Here is a 24,110-nt window from a genome sequence, read left to right on the forward strand (position 1 = left end):
ATTTTTCTGGAAAGTAAAGGGCCAAACCACCTGTCACCTTCTCACTTGAGACCCCAAGATGACACGGGCCATTTGGTCAAAAGCTTTTTTAATCTGGCCTATCTGTTCTTCCTGTTTTTGTGAATACCGTTCCTTATCTATTGCTGTAGCAACCTTGAACTGCTCAAATAAACGGTCAAAATCAACAGCAAAGGTATTGCCTTCTACACCCCAAGTGGATAGATAAGCATTCAGTTTTTCTACTTTCAGCCCCACATAGGGCACCGCATAGCTCATGGCGGTAATGGCGCCATGAAGGCTGGTCCCGACGTAGCATCGGGCATTGGCGATCAGGTACATAATGTCCCAGATATTATCTGCATCAAAATAGGTATGGGCACTTTTAAGATGCTTTCGCACCTCTGCCAGCGCCACATGATCATCATGATCCAAGGCCTTCCCAATGGGGCAAAGGCATAATTTGGTATCCGTATGCTGGGCTATCTTATCAAGTTGCTCTGCAATATTCGCTTCAAGTCCCTGTGTGTTTTTTCTATTGATCTGAAAAAACAAATAGTCGCCCTTTTCTGCTTCCACGTAGTCGCATACGGCAGGAGTTACTTTTTTTTGTAAATAGGAACTGGGATAAAATCTGCTCATCAGTACTGCCGAATCGGGAAACAGTTCCGCAGAGACACCATTTTCGCTCAAATTACCTACCGTTAACCGATCCCGCACGGCTAGGTAATCCACTCTGGAAATTTTTTCCTGCATAAATGCGTATTTTTCAAAAATTTCCTTGTTGAGGCCTGACCCACCTAAGGAATTTAAAACAACTGACTGCACATTGCCAAAATCCTTTTTCGTAAACACAAAAGGCAAGGCAGTAGCTCCATTCAAGAAACGTTTTGCCATCGCATTGAGGTCGATCAGCTTAGACAACCGGTAACGGTACCGATGTATTTTTTGGTACGTGGGATTGAGTGCCGCAAACAGTGAATGCCAGGTCACCCCTAAAGCCTCCCCTCCGGCTACGATAATATGATTCCTGCCGCTAGGCGCATTGCACGCAGCATAAAAAGCCGACAAATCTTCTGTGGGCTTCCCCCCTACCATACTTAGATCGCTCTCTACCAAGCCAAAAAAACGGAAATTAAACTCCTGACCGTAGGTTTTCAGCTGTTTTTCGATGATCAAGGGAAAGAGCAGGTCCCCGTAGTTGTACCGGTCAAAGGCTCCGATGATTAATACATTTTCCATAATTACTGAAGCTAACAAAAAACCTACCTGTTTTTAGTAATTTCTAAAAATTGTGGTTCATTGTTCAATTAAAAGAATAAAAGTCAAGCAGAAAAAAACATCAACACAGTTTCCTAACCATCTTTTACTACCTATCAACTCTAATCACGGAAGGAAAGACACCATTTATTGAAAATTTAGCACCAAGATTGCTACGCAATAAGGTCGATATAGGGTCAATCTCTTTTTATATGAAGCGTTAATCAACATAATCAGTGAGAAACAACCAAACATACCTATCTTACTCCCAACTTAATTCTATATAATCCCATCTATGTCCGGACAATCTTCGGTAAAAAAAATCTTTTCTGGCTCCGTTTGGGGCATTGCGGCCAAGGTTATCGATGCTGTGGCGAAGTTTGTCACTATCCCCTTATTGGTGGGGTATTACGGCAAAGCCGATTATGGGCTGATTGCACTGGCTTTTTCCCTAAACGCTTACCTGAGGCTAATGGACTTGGGAATGAACATTGGCTCCGTCCGGTATTTTGCCATGTGGGAGGCCAAGTCCCAATACAAAAAAATCGCAACGGCATCCAGGTCAAGCATGGTCTTTTACGGTGTTATTGGGCTGGTCAATGCGTTGATTTTTGTGTTGATGGCAGATTATGGAAGTGAATTCTTCAATATCTCAGCTGATCAAGCGCCCACTTACAGGGTAATGATGTACATCCTTGCGGCCAGCACGGTATTCAACTGGCTCTCCAACGTGGTCCTGCAACTGCTCAGTGCCAAAGACGAACTGGGCTACGTCAACCGTATCACAGTGATCAGCAGCCTCCTCAATTTCATAATAGCACTTGCTGCCATTCACTTCGAATGGCCACTGACTGTCTATTTTCTATTTTACACCCTGTCCCTGCTCGTGGTCATTCCCTTCAATGTATACCGGCTAAAGGTATACCCTATTGCTTTAAAAGAACTATTGACCCCGCATTGGGACAAAAAGGCCTTCCGGCAGATTTTGGGGTACAGCATGGCCATTTTCGCCATGGGGCTATTCCAGTTTTCGGCCAAGGAACTACGCCCCCTACTTTTGGCAAAATTCGCCTCTAGTATCGATGTATTGACTGATTATCGGGTCATCCAGACGATTGCCAATCTGGTCATGTCCTTTGGAAGCATTTTCCTTCAGGTCTTGCTTCCTTCTGCATCCAAGGCACATGCTGAAAACGACCACCGAAAAATGGAAAAAATGGTCTTTGAAGCCACGCGATACATCTCCATTTTCCTTACTCTGGTGGTTTTTGCCCTGATCTTAAACACTGACAATCTACTTGTGCTTTATATGGGTGAAAGCTACCTAGACCTCAACATCTGGTTAGTTATTTGGCTGCTTACCGTGTTATTATCCATGCACAATACCCCCGTGGCCAGTTTGGTATTGTCCTCTGGAAAGACCAAAGCCCTAGTGTTTTCCGCAGCACTTGGATGCGTCATTTCCCTGCCCATTACGGTGGTTTTCGCGGAGAAAATGGGAGTTGGTGCTGCGGTAATCGGGTATTTGGTATATATGCTGATACAGATGGCCTTCTTTTACTTCCATTACATTCCCAAGGTGCTTCACCTGAACAGTACCAAAATATTCTTTGGGGCCTTTTGCCCTTCCCTTTTGGGCGCAGTTATTGCTCTCTTGTTGGCACATTATACCAGTAGCTTACTCAGCATGGCAAGTCCCTACTTCGAAGTTGCATTGCAAACAGTGGTGTTTTTCGTGGCTTTTGTGGCCTATCAGTGGGCATTCGTCATTAAGCGATCTGATATTGAATACCTAAAAACCAATCTCTTGAACAAACCAGCAAACCATGGAAAGGAATAATCCCCTACCGTTTTCCATCTGCATCCCTGCCTATAAGAGCCAGCACCTCAAGGAATGCATAGACAGCATCCTCAACCAAACCCTTGCTGAATTTGAACTGATCGTGCTCAATGACTGCTCTCCAGAACCTGTTGAAGAGATCGTTTCCCAGTTTGATGACAAAAGGATACAGTACCATAGAAATAAGAAGAACGTAGGAGCCTTGGACCTGGTACACAACTGGAACAAATGCTTATCCATGGCCTCGGGCGAATTCATCGTGATCATGGGGGATGACGACCTACTGGAACCAGATTATTTGGAGGAATTTTCCAGCCTCATCTCCACCTACCCAGAACTGGATGTGTACCACTGCAGAAGTAAGATCATTGATGAAAAGGGCATCCCCCATCTATTGACTCCTGCCTGTCCCGCTTATGAAGACGTCTACGACAGCATCTGGCATCGCCTGAACCAGTACCGTTCCAATTATATCTCTGACTATATGTACCGCACCAGCGCACTTCGAGCGCAGGGAGGCTTTCATTACCTGCCTTTGGCATGGGGGGCAGATGATATCACCGCCTTCATCGCTTCGGCAGAAAAAGGTATTGCACATAGCAACCGCCCTGTTTTTCAGTACAGAAGCCATGGCCTCTCCATCTCATCGACGACCACTAATGGCCTTGCCAAGCTAGAAGCAGACAGCAGGTATGCAGCATGGCTAAAGAAATTTCTACAGGAAAACCCACAAGGGGAAAAACGTCCTATTATCTATCGGCATTTGGTGGAAAACCAAGACCGCTACATGCACGAACGAAAACTGTTTACTATCACTAAAATCATGGCCTCCGAGCCATTTCCCAAAATAGGTAAATGGCTAAAGTACCGAAAAAAATTTCAGCTAAAGGCCAAGGACATTTTTCTGGCTGCTGCAAAAAGCAGGAAAATGAGAAAAATATAGATGGTGTCATATAGTAAATTGCAAATCAGCCAACACAAGTTTTATACATGCAAATCATCTTCAATCCTCCAGACAACACCGAAAACAAATACATCCAGCTCATGACCCAGCCGCTTCGCAAAGCTGGATATGACATCAATGAGCTGGACACTTTTTTTACCAGCTGGAAACATTTTCGGCATATCCGGCTGGTCCACCTCAACTGGTTTGAAAACATTGATGACACCTCCACTATCAAAGCATTCAGGAGTTTTTTCAGGAAAATTTTTGTCCTCACAGTCATCCGTCTCAGCGGCAAAAAGCTGGTATGGACCATGCATAACCGGATGACACACGAAAAAAAAACCGGCAAACTCAGCCGAATATTAACGGGCAGATTACTCAAGTGGTCTGATGCCATTGTCATTCACTGCAGTACCTCCAGAGAGCTATTAGCTGAAAAAGATCCTGCATTAGCCCGCAAAACCTGTTTAATCCCCCATCCTAATTTTGTGGACAGTTATGGTTCGGTGTCTGACAATGCCCCTTCGGACTCCCCTAAACTTCACCTCTTGTTTATGGGAGCAGTAAAACCTTACAAAAACATCGAGCTGCTCATCAATACCATTGGCCCAATGGGCAAAGAGGTTTCCCTGACGATTGCGGGTAAGCCAAAAGACAGTGAATACCACGATACACTCACCAAAATAGCGGCAAAATTCCCTAATATTGACCTTGTCCTAGAGTTTATCCCAGACGGCCTGCTGCCAGAGTTAATTGGAAAAGCAGACATCCTGATCCTACCTTATGACCTAAAGAGCAGTCTAAATTCAGGAACAGTAATGTTGGCCTTCAGTTATCAAAAAACGGTAATTTGTCCAGAAATTGGCACATTGGTTGATCTACAAGAAGCAAAAGATCATTTTTTTGGATACCGTTACCAGTCAACTACCGAACACATGGAGAAGATCAGATCGACAATACAAAAAGCAATAAACCTCAAAAAGGATCATCCGACAGCCTTGGATGAAATGGGACAGAAAATGCGGGAGTATGTACTCACCCATAATAGTCAGTCACTGGTGGGCAAACAACTGGTAAATCTCTATGAAAATCTGTCAAATCAATAATCACCTGAGGTAAAGTCACTTTTGAACCAAAAAATTGATAAATTATCGACTGTCCATACGATATACACCATCGTATGAGCAGGTTAACAAGGCCATCATGAAAATACTGTATATCAATTCACTCTATGCACCTGATATCCGTGGAGGAGCCGAAATCTCGCTCAAACTCCTCGTGGAAGGCATGCAGTCCCGAGGTATTGAAGTCAGGGTATTGAGCATGGTTCCTGACGGTGATCTTTCCGTCTCGACAGTGGATGGAGTAAGCGTCTACCGGGCAGGCCTTCACAATAGGTACTGGCCATACAGCCCAAAACACCAGCCCAACTATCAAAGGCTATTATGGCATGTAAAAGACCGCGACAACAGGGACATGGCCCGCAATGTGCATGAAGTGATAAAACGGGAAAAACCTGATATCGTCTCCTGTCACAACCTGGCAGGCTGGTCCATAGCTGTCTGGGATGTCATTCGTCAACACAATATTCCTATTGTCCAAGTGCTCCACGACCTGTATCTCCTATGCCCCAACAGCAACATGTTCAAAAATGACATCCCTTGTAAAGGCATTTGTATGGAATGTAAGGTGCTACGACTCCATCACGGAAAAAAGTCCTCTCAAGTAGATGCGGTGGTGGGCATTAGCCAAAGTATTCTGGACAAGTTCACGGCAGAAGGCTATTTCCCCAACGCCACTTCCTATGTCATTCACAACACAAGAAGCATCGCTTCTCCCGGTCTTCCCAAAACGCGTGTAGCAGGAAGTCCTTTGCGTATTGGATACCTAGGGACCTTATCCAAAATCAAGGGAGTAGAATGGCTGATCGAGACGGTCAAAAACCTAAGTTTCCCTACGCAACTCAGCATTGCCGGCAAGGGAAAGACAGCCTATGAAGAGCACTTGACCGCGCTCAGTCTAGACCACGATTATATCAATTTTATCGGGTATGTAAAGCCCAGCGAGCTATTTGAGCAGATCGACGTGTTGGTGGTCCCTTCACTCTGGGAGGAACCCCTCGGAATGGTCGCCATCGAGGCGCTAGCTCACCATGTCCCCGTGATAGCCAATAAGGCCGGTGGGCTAAAGGAAACGGTAAAGGAGGGAATCAACGGCCTATTTTGTGCAGCAGAAAGGCCAAAATCCCTAGCAGAAGCCCTTCAAAAACTGTATGAAAACACGGGTTATTACAATCAGCTTAGTGCCCAGGCCCGGAATTCCGTTGCTTCTATTTTGGACCGTGATAGGATGCTGGATGCTTATCAGGAAGTCATCACCTCCACACTAGAGAAACACCTTCTCGAAACACCTTGAGCTTATGAACACGACCTTGCAGCAACAAAAAGGCCCTTTGCCCCTTCCTGCCCTTGAATGGAAGTCCATCCAGCTCTCTGAATTGGTATTCTGTTTGGCCATAGCCTCCACCTGCCTTCCTTTTAAGGTCTATCCTGCGATGTTCTTGATATCTGTGGGTTTTTCTTATGCTGAATCCCCTCAAAAAAAACTCCTCCCTTGGGCGGTATGTTTGGGTATTTTCAGCGGCTATGCATTGATCAGCTTTCTTGCCACCTACCAAGGTCAACCTGCTTTGCTTACCGGAATCACCAAGCTGATGGTCAATAGTATATTCCTTTATTTTTCCTTTATCTGGCTTTCCCAAAGGGACAACAACAACCTATTGTTTCTATTGGATTTTACGTTACATGTGATCTTTGTACTATTTTTCCTACAATTGATGGTATATCATGAAGCCCTGCACTTTAGGCTAGTGGCCGGAAGCAGCTCTTCCGGTGAGGCCAGTATGCTGTACGATCACCACCGGTTTTTCTGGGGATTGGCCGATAAAAACATGTTGGGCGCAAGGATCGCTTTGTTGGGTTTTCTCTACATCATGGTTCCCGTTATCCGTTATCGGAGGATTGCTGTTTGGCGATTGGCCTTTGTTTTTTTATTGGCTTACCTATCCCTTTCCCGGACTCCTATAGTGGCATTACTGATTGGCTGTGGCTACCTCCTTTGGGCAGTGCTTTCAAAAAAGTACAGGATTATCATGGTCCTGATCTTAGTCGCTGCCATTCCGATTATATTGCAGAAAGTCATTCGGGTGGACCAGCTCACCGCCTCCAATGATGGCATGGGGGTAAGACTTGTCTATTGGCAAGCTTTCTTTTCCCATTTCTCCGAAATATCTATTTGGGGCAATGGTTTTATGAAGGCCCCTTCTTTCCTGAATGAATTTGCCCAGTTTTACCATGGAGAGCCCCATATCCACAACACCTTTATGTCATGTTACCTAGAACTAGGCATTATTGGTCTGGTAACCTTTGTGCTATTTTTGGTATTTTATATCAAAGCCTGCTTTTCGGTCAGCAACAGCAGGGATTTCTGGATAGCATGCTTTTTGCCACTTATTGCGATCATGTGCATCCTTTACTCAGGATATGACAATGATATTATCATGTACCTTGCGATCCTCTACTTGCTGGGGACCTGTAGGGACAAGGCCGATTTTGGCAAGGTTAACATAGGTTTATGGAACAAAAAAGAAAAGTATTGATCGATGGCCGATGGGCCGGAGACACAGGAATAGGGAGGCTCTATAAAGAGGTCATGCAGGCAGCTCCTCCAGAAGCAGCCTGTCACTGGGTAACCACCAAAGCCGGATTGGGCAGCATGTTTTCACCATATGACTTAGCGAAAGACATCAGTCGATCTGAGGCGGATATATTCTACAGCCCATCCTTTATGCCTCCATTGTATTCAAAAATCCCCTTTATCTTCACTGTCCATGACTTGATGCACCTCTTTTACTACTCGGCCATGCACAAGCTGTATTATAAACATGTCATAGCCCGGTTGGCCCTACGGGCAAAACAAATCATCACCGTATCCCAATTCAGCAAGGAACAGCTGGTCACCTTGCTTGGCATTCCAGAGCACCTGATCACCGTCATATATAACGGTGTCGATGCTCATTTTCTACAGAACGAGGAAGCCATGTCGCTAAACAGGCCGTATTTCCTGTATGTTGGCAACAGGCGGACGAATAAAAATCTACCGGCCATGCTGGAAGCTTTCGCCAAGGCAAAAATCCCTGATGATTTCATCTTTGCCCTAAGCGGTAAGGCTCATCCAGCGCTCAATGCCCTGATCCAACAGCTGGGCATAGAAAAAAAAGTGCGGTTTCTGGGCTTTATCCCTGAGGAAGACCTCCCCAAACTTTATAAAGGGGCCTACGCTACCCTTTTCGTTTCTTTAATGGAAGGATTTGGCTTGCCGGTATTGGAGTCCATGGCCTCTGGTACACCTGTCATCACCTCCTCGGTGAGCTCACTGCCGGAAATCGCTGGAGGAGCAGCTGTCTGCGTCAATCCCACAAAAATCGCGAACATCCAAGAAGGCATCGAACAATTGGTAAACAACGGCCCACTTTATGAAGCCTGCATCGAAAAAGGCATCCATCGTGCAAGGGAGTTTCCTTGGAGCAATACAGCCCAAAAAACTTGGGAATTGATATTAACATGACTTTATCATCCTGTGATTCCACATCACTAGCCTCCTTTAAGATATTGGCCTTTCTTTTGTACTTAACCAGAAGTTCGAAAATCAGAAAAAATGAAAAGACACTTCATAAAATATCTTTTGCCCCTAGCATTTCTTCTGGTCGCAGGAAGCATTTATGGCCAAACAAATGGCAATGAAGCCCATGGCCCTACCACTTGGAATGTAAAAGAACACCAGGCCAAAGGTGACGGCTTTACAGATGATACCGAAGCTATCCAAGCCACCATTCGCTTGGCCAACCCCGGAGATACGGTATGGATCCCTGAAGGCACTTATGTGGTCAAAACACTTGGATTACGATCCGGAGTCCACATTAAGGCTGACGGTCTTTTAAAACAACAGCTAGACAGCACAGAGGAGTTTACTACAAAGCGTCAAAACTCTTCCGCGCCTCTTTTTAGGGGTAAGAATGTGGCTGGTATTTCCCTTGCCATTCGTGCCCAAGCCCTCCATGAGGCGATTTACCTCAGCGGGAGTCAAAACATCTCCATCATCCACTCCCTACTCTCAGGAGACAGCACAAAAGTCCGTTCTTTTGCAGGGGTTCTATTGTACAAGTGCAAGAACGTCACCGTCAGACAATCGGAAGTGCGTAACTTTGGAACTGACCGAATTTACACCGACCATTACCAACCCGGAACAGGCATTCGGATTCTGGAAAGCCAAAATATCTCCATCATAAAATCCAGTATTTGTTATAATGGTGAAAATGGCGTCTTTATCCACAGCAGCCCTGATGTCCAAGTTCTCAACTCCACTATCAGCCACAATGGTATGAGCGGAATCCAGGTAGCCTTTGGCACCAGCGGAGTTGAAAAAAACTATCTTTTCGAAAACAACATCCTACATCACAATGCCGGTGATGCGGTCGATATCAACAACAGGGCTCCTAAGGGGCCTCTCGACATCCATGCCGTCATCAAGGACAATGACAGTAAAGAAAATGGTTTTGTGGACGGAAAGTCCACTCCCGATGGCTCTGGAATAGCTACTTTGGTCAATGTATCCAATGTGGAAGTCCTGAACAATGAAGCCAAAGGGAACAACCGTCCGGCTGTCTATGCAGAAGATTGTGGGGAAATATTCCTACAGGGCAATGTGGCTGACAATCAAGTGGAACTCGTGGGCGGGCTAGATCATCTCACCATGCTCGCCAATGTCTTTGCCAATGTCACGTTCATTAAAAACGTCCACGCAAAATACATCTGCATGGAAAACAACCAACTAGGCACACTGTACCTCCCCAACGACATCACTGTCAACACCCTTTTGCTCAACAAAAACGAACTGACCAATTCAGTTATAAACATCAACTTATCCGGAAACATCCAGCTGACAGGTAACCGCATCCTCAATGAAGGGAAGGATCCGGCCTTGCTGTTGGTAAAAGCCGACGCTATCAGATTGGAAGACAACTATCTCTCCAGCGGCCGATCTCCGGCCATCACCATACATAGCTCTGCTAAAAACGTGCTCATTCAAAACAACACCATCCAAGCTGCCAACACCTGCATCATCGATAACGGTTCTCCTGGCCTGCAAATCAAAGGCAACAAACTTACTGCGGCCGAATCAGGCAGCCATTACTTCACCCTAAGGAGCAAAAACCCAAAAGATCTACAGCTTACCGGAAACGAACATACTGGCATGGATGACCACACTGTCGTGCTTATGGAAGGAAAAGGAACAGCAAAAATGGACGCCGAAAAAATCATCAAAGGCACCACAGATTTTGGTCAGGTAAAAGTGGCCAAAAGTAACCTTTAAAAGTAGCAAATGATGAAGATCAACCTTTTTATCCCCACACTCAATGCAGGGGCAAAGTGGAACCAAACCTTAGCGAAAATTGCGGAACAAACAGCCGTATTTCACCGTAAGATCTTGATCGATTCTGGATCTACAGATGGCACGCTACAAGCCCCCTTACTGGATGATTGGGAAGTGATGGCCATAGATAAAAAGGATTTTGACCACGGGGGCACCCGACAAATGGCCGTAGAAAAGTTCAATGATGCAGATATTTTTATCTTCTTGACCCAAGATGCCATCCCTGCAGACAAACACGCTCTCTCCATTCTAGTGGCCTCATTGGAAAACAATGCTGAATTGGGAATGGCCTATGGCCGTCAACTCCCACATTTAGGTGCCAAAACCCTAGAGGCACATGCGCGACTCTTCAACTACCCTGCACAAAGCGAAGTCCGTAGCTTAAAAGACCATGAACAATACGGTATCAAAACCATATCCTGCTCCAATTCCTTTGCCGCTTACCGAAAAGTGGCCTTTGAAGAGGCTGGTGGATTCCCAAAAGGATTGATCTTGGGAGAGGATGCTTATATCGCAGGCAAAATGTTACTGAAAGGCTGGAAGATGGCCTATATCGCCAATGCTTGTGTTCATCATTCACACGATTACACTGTTAAGGAGGAATTCAAGCGCTATTTTGATATTGGCGTCTTCCATGCTAAAAGTAAGTGGATTTTTGAGCACTACGGGCGTGCCGAAGGTCGCGGTTTTCAATATTTACAGTCTGAACTGACCTACGCCTCAAAAAACAATCCCCTAGCCCTTCCAAAGTCCATAGCGTCACTTTTCGCCAAATGGACCGGGTACAAAATAGGCCTGAACCACAAGAAGTTACCAACTTCTTTTAACAAATTTTTATCCATGCACAAGCACTTTTGGCATTCCACATAGTGAGTAAGGCTTCCACAGGCAAAACCCACATTAACGGTATTTAACTGCATTTTAAGGCTGATTTCAAGGTATTTCTCACTTGGCATATATGTTGGCTTATGTTAGTCAGGTTTATTAACTGACTTAACATAAAAAAAATGGCTAATCATAATCAAGAAATAATCTATAACAGGGCAATGACCACTACGGCGACCGTCCCAGACTTATTCACACTTTCGGATCTCATCACCAGGGATCGTATACACAACGGAATATTGAACATGCAAGTGGACAGCACCACGAAAGTGCTGAAAAGGATGTTTGACGTTCTATTTTCCGCTTTTGTATTACTACTTGGAGCGCCGGTGTACCTGGCGCTGATGGCCATCACCAAAGCCACTTCTAAAGGCCCAATATTCTATAAACAAGAGCGCATTGGCGAAAACGGTAGACCGTTTGACATCTACAAATTCAGGAGTATGTATACCGATGCAGAGAAAAATGGACCACAACTCACGAGTGGCAACGACCCAAGGATAACCCCATGGGGAAACTTCATGAGAAAAACCCACTTAGACGAGATCCCACAGTTTTACAACGTGCTAAAAGGGGATATGTCCATCGTTGGCCCTAGACCTGAGCGAGAACACTTTATCAACCAGATCGTAAGTGTCTCCCCAAGTTATAAAAAACTCCAAGGCATCAAACCAGGAATTACCTCTATCGGTCAGGTATACTATGGCTATGCCGAAACCGTACAGGAAATGGTAGAACGAATGAAATATGACTTGCTCTACCTAACCGGTGTCAACTTAAAGACCGATATCTTCATCATTTACCAAACGGTGAAAGTCATGGTCAATGGCAAAGGCCAGTAATTGTGAAAACCAACTAAACCATAAATAGACCACAGCCTAACCGAGTCACTGGACTTTTGGATATTCCCACTTCTCCCACAATCCATAATCGCTAATAATTGTTTGAAAGGGGAAATCAAAGAGAAAAGTGGCTCGGTTTTTTTAAACCCGATTTATACATTAGCCTATCTATTTCGACCTGATCCATCGCGGAGGACGCTCACACCTCCAAACTAACTGTCTTTTTCACTTTCAGCCTTCAGCGATAATGAGGATTATTGATTACCGCATTTTCCCCTACTGTGACCTATGTGACTATGTTGTTACACATAAATCAAGTTCCAAAACATAACAGTCGTACGTGGTATTGAGTTAAAAACTCAATTTTATCTGGTTCCGCAGCACAGCTGTCGGAACAACCGTTGCGTTTATGACTTACTTATTTTGGCCACAAAGTCTCGAAGTCACAAAGGGGTGGTGAATAGTGATGTGTCGTGTACTTGGCCGGGCCTATTATTTTCCAAAACTACTTAGTGTCTTGGTGCCTTAGTGGCTTGCTATTGATCCAGCAAAAACAGTGAAGGTACCGACAGGATGACTAAATACACATCCCCCTACTGTGACCTATGTGACTATGTTGTTACACATAAATCAAGCTCAAAACGTAACAGTCGTACGTGGTATTGAGTTAAAAACTCAAATTTATCTGGTTCCGCAGCATAGCTGTCGGAACAACCGGTGCGTTTATGGCTTACTTATTTTTGCCACAAAGTCTCGAAGTCACAAAGGGGTAGTGAATAGTGATGTGTCGCGTACTTGGCCTGGCCTATTACTTACCAAAACTACTTAGTGTCTTGGTGCCTTAGTGGCTTGCTATTGATCCACCAAAAACAGTGAAGGTACCGACAGGATGAATAGATGCATCCCCCCTACTGTGACCTATGTGACTATGTTGTTACACATAAATCAAGCTCAAAACATAACAGTTGTACGTGGTATTGAGTTAAAAACTCAAATTTACCTAGTTCCGCAGCACAGCTGTCGGAACAACCGTTGCGTTTATGACTTACTTATTTTGGCCACAAAGTCTCGAAGTCACAAAGGGGTGGTGAATAGTGATGTGTCGCGTACTTGGCCGGGCCTATTATTTTCCAAAACTACTTAGTGTCTTGGTGCCTTAGTGGCTTGCTATTGATCCAGCAAAAACAGTGAAGGTACCGACAGGATGAATAGATGCATCCCCCCTACTGTGACCTATGTGACTATGTTGTTACACATAAATCAAGCTCAAAACATAACAGTTGTACGTGGTATTGAGTTAAAAACTCAATTTTATCTGGTTCCGCAGCACAGCTGTCGGAACAACCGTTGCGTTTATGACTTACTTTTTTTGGCCACAAAGTCTCGAAGTCACAAAGGGGTAGTGAATAGTGATGTGTCGCGTACTTGGCCTGGCCTATTACTTTCCAAAACACTTAGTGTCTTGGTGCCTTAGTGGCTTGCTATTGATCCACCAAAAACAGTGAAGGCACCGACAGACTGGTTACCTGAATCTCCCCTTATAGTCGAGCATCGACCAAGGTTTTATCCAACATGCCCTTGACATCGTACACCACCTGTTTATCGGACTTTTGGATAGTCCATGCTTTAAATTCCTTATGGGCAACGGCCAAAATAATCGCCGAATATTCGGAAAGGTCAGGCTGTTTCTCAGAACTCAGTACATTGATTTTGTATTCATGGGCCACTTCTTCTGAGTTTGCCCATGGATCATAAACGTCCACATTAATGTCAAAATTTCTCAGCTCTTGGTAAATATCAATTACTCTCGTATTGCGGACATCTGGGCAGTCTTCCTTGAAGGTAAAGCCTAGGATCAGCACCTTTGATTCCATCACCTTGAGGTCTTTTCTCATCATGTGCTTGATCACTTCGGTAGCTACGTGCTTGCCCATAGAGTCATTCAGCCTTCTTCCCGCTAGGATAATTTCAGGGTGATAGCCTACTTCTTGTGCCTTTTGGGCCAAGTAAAAAGGATCTACACTGATGCAGTGGCCGCCTACCAAACCGGGACGAAAGGGGAGGAAGTTCCACTTAGTACCAGCCGCTTCAAGTACCTCCTGCGTATCGATATCCAAGAGATTGAAGATTTTGGAGAGCTCATTCACAAAAGCAATATTGATATCCCGCTGGGAATTCTCAATGACCTTGGCAGCTTCAGCCACTTTAATAGAGGTAGCCTTGAAGGTCCCCGCCGTTATCACCGACTTGTAAAGATCATCAATAAAATCAGCTGCTTCGGGACAACTCCCTGAGGTTACCTTCAGTATCTTGGACACCGTATGTTCTTTGTCACCCGGATTGATCCGCTCTGGAGAATACCCTACAAAAAAGTCCTGATTGAACGTTAAACCAGAACCACTCTCCAGCACCGGTACGCATTCCTCCTCGGTGACGCCTGGATACACTGTTGATTCATACACGACCACATCTCCTTTTTTCAGCACCTTGCTGATAGATTCCGAGGCTTTGAGCATAGGTGTCAATACAGGCCTATTGTGCTTGTCTGTAGGTGTAGGCACGGTAACTACATAAACATTACTATCTGCAATATCCCGGGGGTCTGATGTGGGGTAAAAGCCGCCCTTTTTCTGATCTAAATAACTTTTGGAAGTCTCCAACACCGACTGCAACAGTTCATCCTCCACCTCCAGCGTATGGTCAATTCCTTGGGAAAGCTGACTTACACGGGAAGAGGAAATATCGAACCCGACAACAGGGTATTTTTTAGCAAACTCTACCGCCAGAGGTAGGCCAACATAGCCCAAACCAATAACGGAAATCTTAGCGTCTTCAAGAGGAAAAAGTAGTGTATTCATGAGTAGTATTAATTATAAAGTAATTAGTATCAAATTTAATTTATCGTAATAAAATAAGGTTGGCCACAAAGATAACAGTACAAGGCTGTATTTACATCACATCCTTCCAGAATAGTTCCGCTGCGGGTAATTCAACCCGGAGTTTATTACTATTTTTCCAAAATGCGGATAAACGAGGAAAGGTGCAACCATTTTGGCTGCACCTCTTCCTAATTGGCCAAAGGAAACCGCATGGCTAGAGGTCATCCGCTACCAAAGACTGTATGCTTACAATGAACCAAGGGTTCAAGAGATCCTCTTTATTATAAACCAATGGAACTCCTTTTTTGGCCTGTAAAACTTGTCCTCCCATGGCCAATACGACTCCATGTGCTGCTGCAGTGTCCCATTCCATCGTCGGGGCAAAACGGGGATAAATCTGGGCTTTGTCTTCTGCCACGAGCATGAATTTTAAGGAACTCCCCATGCTGATGATTTCAGCACCTGGATACTTTTCCATAAAAGCCTTGGTTTCTGGACTCTGATGTGAAAGGCTAACGACCAAGGTCTTCACTTCCTCCTTCTCGGGAGGAGTCAGTTGGAACGGCGTCTCTTCTTTCTCCTGTTTCCAAGCGCCCTCGAGCGCATTGCCCCAATACATCCACTCCAGTACGGGAGCATATACTACACCGAGCACTGGACTGCCCTTATGTATCAAGGCAATATTGACCGTAAATTCTCCACTTTTTTTTATAAACTCTTTGGTTCCGTCCAAGGGATCCACCATCCAGAAATAGTCCCATTCCTTTCGAGTCTCATAGGGAATATCATTCCCTTCTTCGGACAGGACAGGTAACCCTGTTTCCTTCAAGATATCTATGATAGCATCATGCCCTGCTTTGTCGGCTTTGGTCAAGGGGGAGTCATCTTTTTTATATTCGACACCAAAATCTGCCGAATGGTAAATCCTCATGATCTCATCCCCCGCTGCCTTTGAAGCCTTGACAGCTGTACTGGTTAGCTCTTTAAGATTGATTTGCATGGCACTCCTCCTAATTTAGTGTCATTTAACCCGGTTTATGCATTGGTAATCGTAATAGATAGGCTAATGCATATTCTGGGTTTAATTAACCAAATCAGGTTTATTTTTCTCCAATTTTTCAAATACCTTTTTTACCTCTTGGGCACTTTCCTTCTTTAGTACAAGGATAGCGTCTTTGGTCTGTACCAATATCGTGTTTTCAAGGCCAACAAATTCAGTATGAATATCACTGCCGATGATCATATTACCTTGTTCATCTGCACTATAACCGTGTTGTTCCATGTATTCAAAAACCGACTCAAAGGACCCCATGTCCGACCACCCAAATGACGAAGGCACTACTTTTATCTTTTGGGTCCGTTCCATCACGGCATAGTCCACCGAAATAGACGGGATCTTCATGGACAGTTCTCTATCCAAAAAACCATTGTCAGCCGCTTTGATTGCTTCTTGGGATCGATGATATACTTCTGGCTCATATTGCTCCAGTTCAGTCAAGAATACCTGGGCCTTAAAACAAAACATTCCAGAATTCCACAGGAAATTGCCCTTTTCCAAAAAGAGTTTGGCCGTTTCCAAATCCGGTTTCTCACGAAAGCCTTTCACTTCCTCTCCCTTGGCTTCGATATACCCAAAACCTGTCTCAGGCCTTGTGGGTTTCAGTCCAAAGGTGACAATCTGATCTTCTTTCGCCAAAGCGATAGCTCTTTCTACACTTTTGGAATAAGCTTCTCCAGAAGTAATCAGGTGGTCCGAGGGAGTCACAAACAACACATCCTCTGGATCACAACTCAACGCCGCAAAGGCAATGGCGGCGGCCGTATTTCTGGGGCAAGCCTCGATTACCTCTGCATAATCGGTTATCCCCAAGTCATTCACGTCCTTTCTGGACAATTCATAATTGGCTTTATTGCCCACGATCATGAGCTGGTCACAAAGACCTGAATTTCGTTCTACGGTCTTTTGAAATAGTGTTTTTTCTTCAAAAATTGGCAGGTATTGTTTTGGACAGCTTTTGCGAGAGAGCGGCCACAGTCTACTCCCTACTCCTCCAGACAATACGATATTTATTATTTTCATGGGATAATAAATCTAAGTTATAATTAAAAACCGTCACTATCGGGGCATTTCTACATTGGCAGTTCTAAAACTGTTCCAATACCAGTCACATGCCGCTTCAAGCCCTTCTTTCATGGAAAAAGCAGGTTCATACCCTAATACTCCTCTAGCTTTGTCTATCGACGCCAAAGAATGAGGCACATCACCTGCCCGCTGTGGACCATATTCAAACGCTATATTGGCTATTCCCGGTTCAAACTTGGACAATTCTGTTTTTAAATATTCTCCCAACTGGTTCAGGCTTACCCGCTCACCAAAAGCTACATTAAAAACCTCTGACAATACTGCTTCCTTAGAGAAATCCTGGGCAACTTGGGCATAATAGTCCCCAAGCTTATCTTTAATTTCCTCAGTGTTCCCTACAGCAGCTTTGATATTTGCCTGGATGACATTATCGATATAGGTAAAATCCCTCGAAAAGGATCCATCCCCATTGATTTTTGGCTGCTGGCCTTTTATCAGCGTTTGTACAAATTTAGGTATGACAGCAGCATAGGCCCCATCAGGATCCTGTCTTCTGCCGAATACGTTAAAATAGCGGAGGCCAATGGTTTCAAGCCCATAGATATCTGCAAAATTTTTGGCAAACAGCTCATCCACATATTTGGTAATGGCATAGGGGGAGAGTGCATTTCCTATAACATGCTCTACTTTTGGCAAGGTCGAATGATCACCATAGGTAGAGGAGCTGGCAGCATACACTACCCTTTTTACACCCGCCTCTTTGGCTGCAAAAAGAACCTTCACGAAACCTCCAATATTGACATCGGTAGTGGTCATAGGATCTGCAATAGACCTAGGTACCGATCCGAGGGCGGCCTGATGAAATACCACTTCACAGCCTTCTACTGCTTTTTGACAGGTAGCTGCATCACGAATATCCCCTTCCAGCATGGTAAATAAAGGCGATTTTTTGGCATTTTCCAGATTTTCAGGCTTACCTGTCGAAAAGTTATCCAAACATACCACCTTATTTTCAGCTTCCAATAAAGTGTCAATCAGGTTGGAGCCGATAAACCCGGCTCCACCTGTGACCAAAACCTTAGCTCCTGAGAGCTCTGAAGTTAATTTTTCCTTTCCCATAAGTTCGGTGTCAATTACACTTATTAAAGTTAAGCATAATTAGATTCCGATACCATAATGCTCAAAGCCCATTTCCTTAAGGTACTTACGATCGTAAATATTCCGTCCATCAAAAACCACTTTATTGGTAAGCAACTTACCCAATGCACTCCAACTTGGCATCCTGAACTCAGACCATTCTGTGACCAGAAGCAATGCATCGGCATCCACGCAAGCGTCGTATGCATCATCGCAATAAGTCACCTTATCGCCTACATATACTTCTTTGGCTTCTTCCATCGCAATCGGGTCATAGGCCTTTACTTTTGCCCCTGCTGCACGCAGCTCATTGATCATCACAATAGCTGGTGCTTCTCTCATATCGTCGGTATTTGGCTTAAAGCTCAGTCCCCACATGGCGAAGGTCATACCACTAAGGTCATCTCCAAAATGTTTCTTCACCTTCTTCACCAAAGTATGTTTCTGGTCCTCATTTACTGCTTCTACAGACTGGAGCACACGTAGATCATAGCCGTATGTCTTGGCCGTTCTGATGATGGCTTTTACATCCTTGGGAAAGCAGCTTCCACCGTATCCTACACCTGGATAGATAAATTTATTCCCAATTCTTGGGTCTGAGCCAATCCCTGCCCTTACCATGTTGGCATCGGCTCCCACCAGCTCACATAGATTGGCGATGTCATTCATGAAACTGATCTTGGTAGCCAGCATCGCATTGGCAGTATATTTGGTCATCTCTGCCGAAGGAATATCCATGTAGATTATTCTATCTCCACTCAGCTGAAAAGGCTTATAAAGACGCCTCATAATCTCTTCTGCTCTTTCCTCTTCTACACCAATGACTATTCTATCTGGCTTCAAAAAGTCCTCTACCGCGGCACCTTCTTTCAAGAATTCAGGATTCGATGCTACCGCAAATGGCAAATCACTCTTTCGCTTGTCAAGTGCATTCTGAATGGCTTCTTTCACCTTGCAGCCTGTAGTCACTGGCACAGTACTTTTGGTGGCCACTACTATATAGTCAGACATGGTCTTGCCGATTTCATCTGCTACAGCAAGCACATATTTAAGGTCAGCAGAACCATCCTCGCCAGGAGGTGTCCCTACTGCTATAAAAGCCACTTCAGAATCTTGGATAGCCTCCCCTAGGTTAGTAGAGAAGGACAACCTTCCACTTTCATAGTTTCTTACCACAATTTCCTCTAAGCCCGGTTCATAAATAGGCATGATCCCATTTTTGAGCTTATCGATTTTCTTTTGGTCAATGTCAACGCAGACCACTTCGATACCTACATCGGCAAAACAGGCTCCTGAGACCAAGCCTACATATCCGGTTCCTACGACTGTGATTTTCATTTTTCTAGCTGTTATTTGTTAAATGATCGATTGTTATATAGTATGGTTATATTAAAAATCTATTGTATTTACTTTTATGGTTTCTGACGGCCGAAAACAACATTATATCCTTTTCCAGCTCAAACCTGTTACTATCTGTTATACGACATTTCCTTTCTTTATCGGTCAATCTCCTTTCAACCCCAAGCTTCTACCTCCGTCAACCTTGAAATTTTGTCCCGTGATAAATTTACCCTCTTCCCTTGTTAGGTAGGCCACCATTTCGGAAATATCCTCAGGCCGGCCATAGGTATTCATATAATTGGTCTTCTTTAGTTTAGCCATTTGTGCAGGTGTGATCGTTCCCCGCTGTACGATTCCCGGCGACACGCAGTTGGCAGTGATATCCAAGCTACCAAGCTCCATGGCAATGGATTTGGTAAAGGCGATTATACCTGCTTTTGCAGCTGCATATTCGGAAAACTTGGCCTTGCCATGCTCACCGATTACAGAGGTGACCGATATGATGGCTCCCTTCTTTGCCTCTACCATCATTTTTGAAGCCTCCCGTGTACAAAGTATCGCTCCTCGTAGATTTACATGCAAAGTAGTGTCTATTGTCTCTGTCTCCAATTCATAAATTGGCCTACTGGCCTGCCTTGCACTTCCACCAGCGCAATTTACCAAAATATCCAACTGGTGGAAGGTATCTTTCAGCCATTGATAGAATTCCTTGATTTTTTCCTCACTCGAAATATCAAGTTGCTTCTTCACCGCCTGACCGCCATTGGCCTTGATTTCATCTACCACACCTTGCATCTTATCATGGCTCATGCCACATACTACCACCATGGCGCCGTCAGCGGCCAGCCGGCAACAGATGGCCCTACCAATGGCTCCGCTACCTCCTGTCACCACTGCTACCTTCCCTTTGAGCAGTCCTGGTGTGGACACCTGAATCGTATAGGGTACAGCTACAGACACACCACCTGTGTTCCCGGGGGCCATCCCCTTAATTTTGTTCCTCATACTTTTGGGAACCAATCTCTTGATGAAATTTTTCATTTTTTACGTTTTCCTAATATTTTCTTGACAACGATATTATTGATAAAATTCCGCTCCTGCTTTGATAGTCCTACCAGATACACTGCGGTAAGGACAGTGGTACAGGCACAAAGGACTTTTATTATAAAGTTCACCAAGTTTGTTGGTATTGTATAGTACAAGTAGCCCGGTAAGGGGATCGCCAACAATATCACGACCAAGGAAGGCACCAGCACTCCAACCAGGAAATCCCTGAATTTAAATCCGATGGACTTCCTTAGGAACGACACCCTGATAAAACTAATCAATGCGGACAAAAGGATCGCCACCACCAAGGTAGACTCAGGTTCATACCCTATAGTGAGCATAAAGTAACTGATTGGTAGATTCAATAGTCCAATAATGCTCAAGGTAATATGGTAATTTCTCACATTTCCCGTTGCGGATTGTGCAGTGGCCACAGGGTTGGCATAGGACTCTATCAATGCCTTGACCATCACCAGTCTGACAAACAACACGGTATGTTCTGGCACCTCCCCCAGCCAAAGCTTTAGTATAAAAGGTGCTTCAATAAATATCGGCAACGAGATCAGCAGTATGAGGAAAAAGGACATCTTCACACTGGTGACAAGCAGCTTTTTCATGCCTGTCAGATCACCTGCAGCATACTGCTTGACGATCTGTGGGTTCACTGCCTGGGTAAAGTTCCTTGCAAAGGTAGTCACCACCGTATTGATCTGATTAGATATCCCTTGGGCTGCGTTCACGACCGTTCCGAAAAACATATTGAGAACTACTGCAATCCCCTGGTTCCGGAGCACCACCGATATACTGCTCAGCATCGTCCATCCTGAGAATCCCAACATCTTTTTAAAGAAAGTATCATCCTTGCTCACACCTACCTTACATTCCCCGAAATTTCTTCTAGCATACCAACGCACGGCCATCCTGACCACAAATGTGACGCAGAAAGTCAGAAATCCGTACAGTATCAGTTTGTCCATCATGAACAACTGGAGCAGGTAGACAATCAACAGCTTCAAGATCACATCAATAATGCTGATATAGGCAAAGGCAGTCATTCGCTCGTTGGCAATGATGGCTGCATTATAGGGCACATTGATCACGGTCAGCACAAAGGAAAGTATCGAAAACTGGTAAACCCAGTTAGCAGCAACCATCCTTCCCTCGGGGATGTTCAACCGAGTGTTCAAAAACCAAAGTCCTGCCGTCTCTGCCAATACCAACACTACCAATGCAATGAGGTAATGGATATAAAGACTAGTACTAAAGACCTTTCTGAGGCTGTTGCCATTCTCGGTACCCTGTTCATAGTTCAAGAACCGCTGGGTAGCCGAAGCCATGGTGCCACTCAGGAAAGAGAACATCGTTACCACTCCACCAACTACCGTGTTCAGCCCGTAATCACTGACCCCTAGGGTCTGTAACACTACCCTTGCGGTATAAAGCGAAACACCCATCGTTATCAGCATCCGAAGGTACAGTGATAACGAATTCTTGGCAATTCGCGTATTCTTTGATGACATCTATATGTTACCCTTAATGGTTTTTATTGACGAACTTATCGATCTTCTGGGATACCTTAAGCTTCGCTTTATCAAACTTCGTTTCTCGGTTCAAGCTGCCAAAATATTTTTTGAGGATCTTAATATCCACCTCTTTCTTGGTAAAGACTTCAAGGACCATTGGCCCTTGCTCATTTGGATCTGACAGCCAATCCACTGCGGCGTTACATTCCTCTTGATTTCTGGCAGCATTATATTTCATACCCAAGGATTCTACCCATCCCTTGGCAGAAGTCTGGTGTCCTGCAGATATATGCTTAGAAAGGACATCAGCAAGTGATTCTTTCAATGGCAGGTGCATGATGGCTCCTCCTTCGTTGTTGAGCAGCAATATCCGCAAATTAGACGATAGGTGTCTGTTCCACAGAGCATTCATGTCATAGAAAAAGGTAAGGTCACCGATTACCAAATATACCGGCTCATCCGCTGCTGCGGCAAAGCCAACTGCAGCAGACATACATCCATCTATCCCGTTTACCCCACGATTACAATAGGCGTTAATGGATTCATCAGTCACAAACAGGTTTGCCATCCTCGCCGAAGCACTGTTGGCTATATGCAAAGAAGCTCCCTTTGGTATGGATTTCATCAGTTGGCCCACTGCATACAGCTCACTGAATGCTGCTTCGGGCTCCATGATCCGTTGTGAGATAGCCTTCAGACTGACCAGGTAATCTGTAGAACCTTTATAAGATGGAGTGGCCATTTTCCTGAAGAAGAATCCCTCCTCCATTTCGAATACATCGGTAAGCTTGTGAAACGGATCTATGATGTCCCCACTTGGCGCCACACTCCAGTGCTCGAGTTTTGGAGAAAACCGTCTGATGTACTTTTTTATGTTATTGTTAAATATGTAATTGGCGAATAAAGTAATCACCACGTCTGGAAGTCGCTTCGCACCTTCGTCAATAGAGAAGTTCCGTAATGTGACGAAGGCATTGTCAATGGCATATTCGTGACGACAATTGGAAGTTTTGTCACACAATATTGCACAGTTATAACTTTCGCAGAAAGCGTCCAGTGATCTGCGCAGCTGCTCGGACATGGGAGCTGACTGGCCCCAAATGATCAAAATCCGCTTGCCTTTCAGCCTCTCCGCATATTCTCCCCATTGAAAATCCTCCAGATCTGCTCGTGTACGGGTGATTTTCCTTACTTTAGGCAAGTTCACCGTACTAAAAGTATCGCCCTGATGGGACTCAATCGGGATATTCAAATGCACCGGTCCTGGACCACGGGAGGTCAATGACATTAGCCCCTCGTTGATCACGCGGTTACAATACCATTCATCAAAACCGTTCTTGACCTCTTTAAGCTGACCTTCGAATTTGACGAAACTACGAAACACATCATCTTGCTTGAACATCTGCTCCTCCATTTGGTTGAGCAATTCCGGAAGACGATCTGCTGTCAGTAGAAGCAAGGGCAAATGCTGGTAGAAAGCCTCTACAACCGCAGAACCGTAGTTGATCGTCGACGTACCAGAGGTACAAGCCACAGCAACAGGTTCATTGGACTTCTGTATCAAACCCAATGCAAAAAATGCTGCACTTCTTTCATCTACTACCGAATACAGCTGAAAAAAACTATCTTTTTCCATAGAATGAATAATGGAAAAATGCCTACTTCCTGGTGAAACAACTATTTTCCTTACATTGAATTGTTTCAGGAGAGACAATAACTGAAGAATTAACCTATCATCTGAATACATACTTTCTATATTTAAATGCCTATTTTTTTCGTTTATCTATTCGTTTCGACTGGATGGTAAAACAGCATACAACAGCCTTAGGCTGACATAG

The 24,110-nt window shown here is 44.6% G+C and carries 18 protein-coding genes; 9 read left to right on the forward strand and 9 right to left on the reverse strand.

Annotated features, from left to right (window positions below):
• Window positions 1-33: 33 nt before the first annotated feature.
• The gene (locus DN752_RS05600) at window positions 34-1,239 is read right to left on the reverse strand and encodes a polysaccharide pyruvyl transferase family protein (protein ID WP_112783035.1); all 1,206 of its coding nucleotides are present in this window, start codon (window positions 1,237-1,239) and stop codon (window positions 34-36) included.
• 313 nt (window positions 1,240-1,552) lie between these two features.
• On the opposite strand from DN752_RS05600, the gene DN752_RS05605 reads away from it, so the two are divergent.
• The 9 genes from DN752_RS05605 (at window position 1,553) to DN752_RS05645 (ending at window position 12,262) form a co-directional block, all read left to right on the forward strand.
• Window positions 1,553-3,097: a lipopolysaccharide biosynthesis protein gene (locus DN752_RS05605; RefSeq protein ID WP_112783036.1), complete on the forward strand. Its 1,545-nt coding sequence runs from the start codon at window positions 1,553-1,555 to the stop codon at window positions 3,095-3,097.
• Window positions 3,084-4,040: a glycosyltransferase family 2 protein gene (locus DN752_RS05610; RefSeq protein WP_112783037.1), complete on the forward strand. Its 957-nt coding sequence runs from the start codon at window positions 3,084-3,086 to the stop codon at window positions 4,038-4,040. The genes DN752_RS05605 and DN752_RS05610 overlap by 14 nt, the downstream gene beginning before the upstream one ends.
• 47 nt (window positions 4,041-4,087) lie before the next feature.
• Entirely contained in the window at window positions 4,088-5,149 is a 1,062-nt protein-coding gene (locus tag DN752_RS05615) for a glycosyltransferase (RefSeq protein WP_112783038.1), read from the forward strand.
• Between the two features lie 97 nt (window positions 5,150-5,246).
• Window positions 5,247-6,458 carry a glycosyltransferase family 4 protein gene (locus tag DN752_RS05620; RefSeq protein WP_112783039.1) on the forward strand — a complete coding sequence of 404 codons (1,212 nt, stop codon included), beginning with the start codon at window positions 5,247-5,249 and terminating at the stop codon, window positions 6,456-6,458.
• Window positions 6,459-6,462: 4 nt separating this feature from the next.
• The gene (locus tag DN752_RS05625; protein WP_112783040.1) at window positions 6,463-7,701 is read left to right on the forward strand and encodes an O-antigen ligase family protein; all 1,239 of its coding nucleotides are present in this window, start codon (window positions 6,463-6,465) and stop codon (window positions 7,699-7,701) included.
• The gene (locus DN752_RS05630; RefSeq protein ID WP_112783041.1) at window positions 7,677-8,669 is read left to right on the forward strand and encodes a glycosyltransferase family 4 protein; all 993 of its coding nucleotides are present in this window, start codon (window positions 7,677-7,679) and stop codon (window positions 8,667-8,669) included. The genes DN752_RS05625 and DN752_RS05630 overlap by 25 nt, the downstream gene beginning before the upstream one ends.
• Before the next feature lie 90 nt (window positions 8,670-8,759).
• Entirely contained in the window at window positions 8,760-10,475 is a 1,716-nt protein-coding gene (locus DN752_RS05635) for a right-handed parallel beta-helix repeat-containing protein (RefSeq protein ID WP_245949472.1), read from the forward strand.
• Between the two features lie 9 nt (window positions 10,476-10,484).
• Window positions 10,485-11,405 carry a glycosyltransferase family 2 protein gene (locus DN752_RS05640; protein ID WP_245949473.1) on the forward strand — a complete coding sequence of 307 codons (921 nt, stop codon included), beginning with the start codon at window positions 10,485-10,487 and terminating at the stop codon, window positions 11,403-11,405.
• A 137-nt stretch (window positions 11,406-11,542) separates the two neighbouring features.
• Window positions 11,543-12,262, forward strand: a complete 720-nt coding sequence (locus DN752_RS05645) for a sugar transferase (protein ID WP_112783043.1) — start codon at window positions 11,543-11,545, stop codon at window positions 12,260-12,262.
• Window positions 12,263-13,800: 1,538 nt separating this feature from the next.
• Here DN752_RS05645 and DN752_RS05650 read toward each other — a convergent pair.
• The 8 genes from DN752_RS05650 to menD all read right to left on the reverse strand — a co-directional run bounded on the left by DN752_RS05650 (window position 13,801) and on the right by menD (window position 24,019).
• The gene (locus DN752_RS05650; protein WP_112783044.1) at window positions 13,801-15,120 is read right to left on the reverse strand and encodes a nucleotide sugar dehydrogenase; all 1,320 of its coding nucleotides are present in this window, start codon (window positions 15,118-15,120) and stop codon (window positions 13,801-13,803) included.
• A 235-nt stretch (window positions 15,121-15,355) separates the two neighbouring features.
• Window positions 15,356-16,141, reverse strand: coding sequence for a 3'(2'),5'-bisphosphate nucleotidase CysQ (gene cysQ, locus DN752_RS05655; RefSeq protein ID WP_211324162.1), 786 nt, complete (start codon window positions 16,139-16,141; stop codon window positions 15,356-15,358).
• A gap of 81 nt (window positions 16,142-16,222) precedes the next feature.
• Entirely contained in the window at window positions 16,223-17,221 is a 999-nt protein-coding gene (locus DN752_RS05660; RefSeq protein ID WP_112783045.1) for a mannose-1-phosphate guanylyltransferase, read from the reverse strand.
• A gap of 36 nt (window positions 17,222-17,257) precedes the next feature.
• A complete protein-coding gene (locus tag DN752_RS05665) occupies window positions 17,258-18,343 on the reverse strand; it encodes an SDR family oxidoreductase (protein WP_112783046.1) in 1,086 nt (361 codons plus the stop codon).
• Between the two features lie 39 nt (window positions 18,344-18,382).
• Window positions 18,383-19,699 (reverse strand): UDP-glucose dehydrogenase family protein, encoded by a 1,317-nt coding sequence (locus DN752_RS05670; protein ID WP_112783047.1) that lies wholly within the window; start codon window positions 19,697-19,699, stop codon window positions 18,383-18,385.
• 165 nt (window positions 19,700-19,864) lie between these two features.
• Entirely contained in the window at window positions 19,865-20,743 is an 879-nt protein-coding gene (locus DN752_RS05675; protein ID WP_112783048.1) for an SDR family NAD(P)-dependent oxidoreductase, read from the reverse strand.
• Window positions 20,740-22,269, reverse strand: a complete 1,530-nt coding sequence (locus DN752_RS05680; protein WP_162633130.1) for a lipopolysaccharide biosynthesis protein — start codon at window positions 22,267-22,269, stop codon at window positions 20,740-20,742. The genes DN752_RS05675 and DN752_RS05680 overlap by 4 nt, the downstream gene beginning before the upstream one ends.
• Window positions 22,270-22,282: 13 nt before the next feature.
• A complete protein-coding gene (gene menD / locus DN752_RS05685; RefSeq protein WP_112783050.1) occupies window positions 22,283-24,019 on the reverse strand; it encodes a 2-succinyl-5-enolpyruvyl-6-hydroxy-3-cyclohexene-1-carboxylic-acid synthase in 1,737 nt (578 codons plus the stop codon).
• Between the last annotated feature and the right edge of the window lie 91 nt (window positions 24,020-24,110).

This window comes from Echinicola strongylocentroti, assembly GCF_003260975.1.
Lineage (GTDB): Bacteria > Bacteroidota > Bacteroidia > Cytophagales > Cyclobacteriaceae > Echinicola > Echinicola strongylocentroti.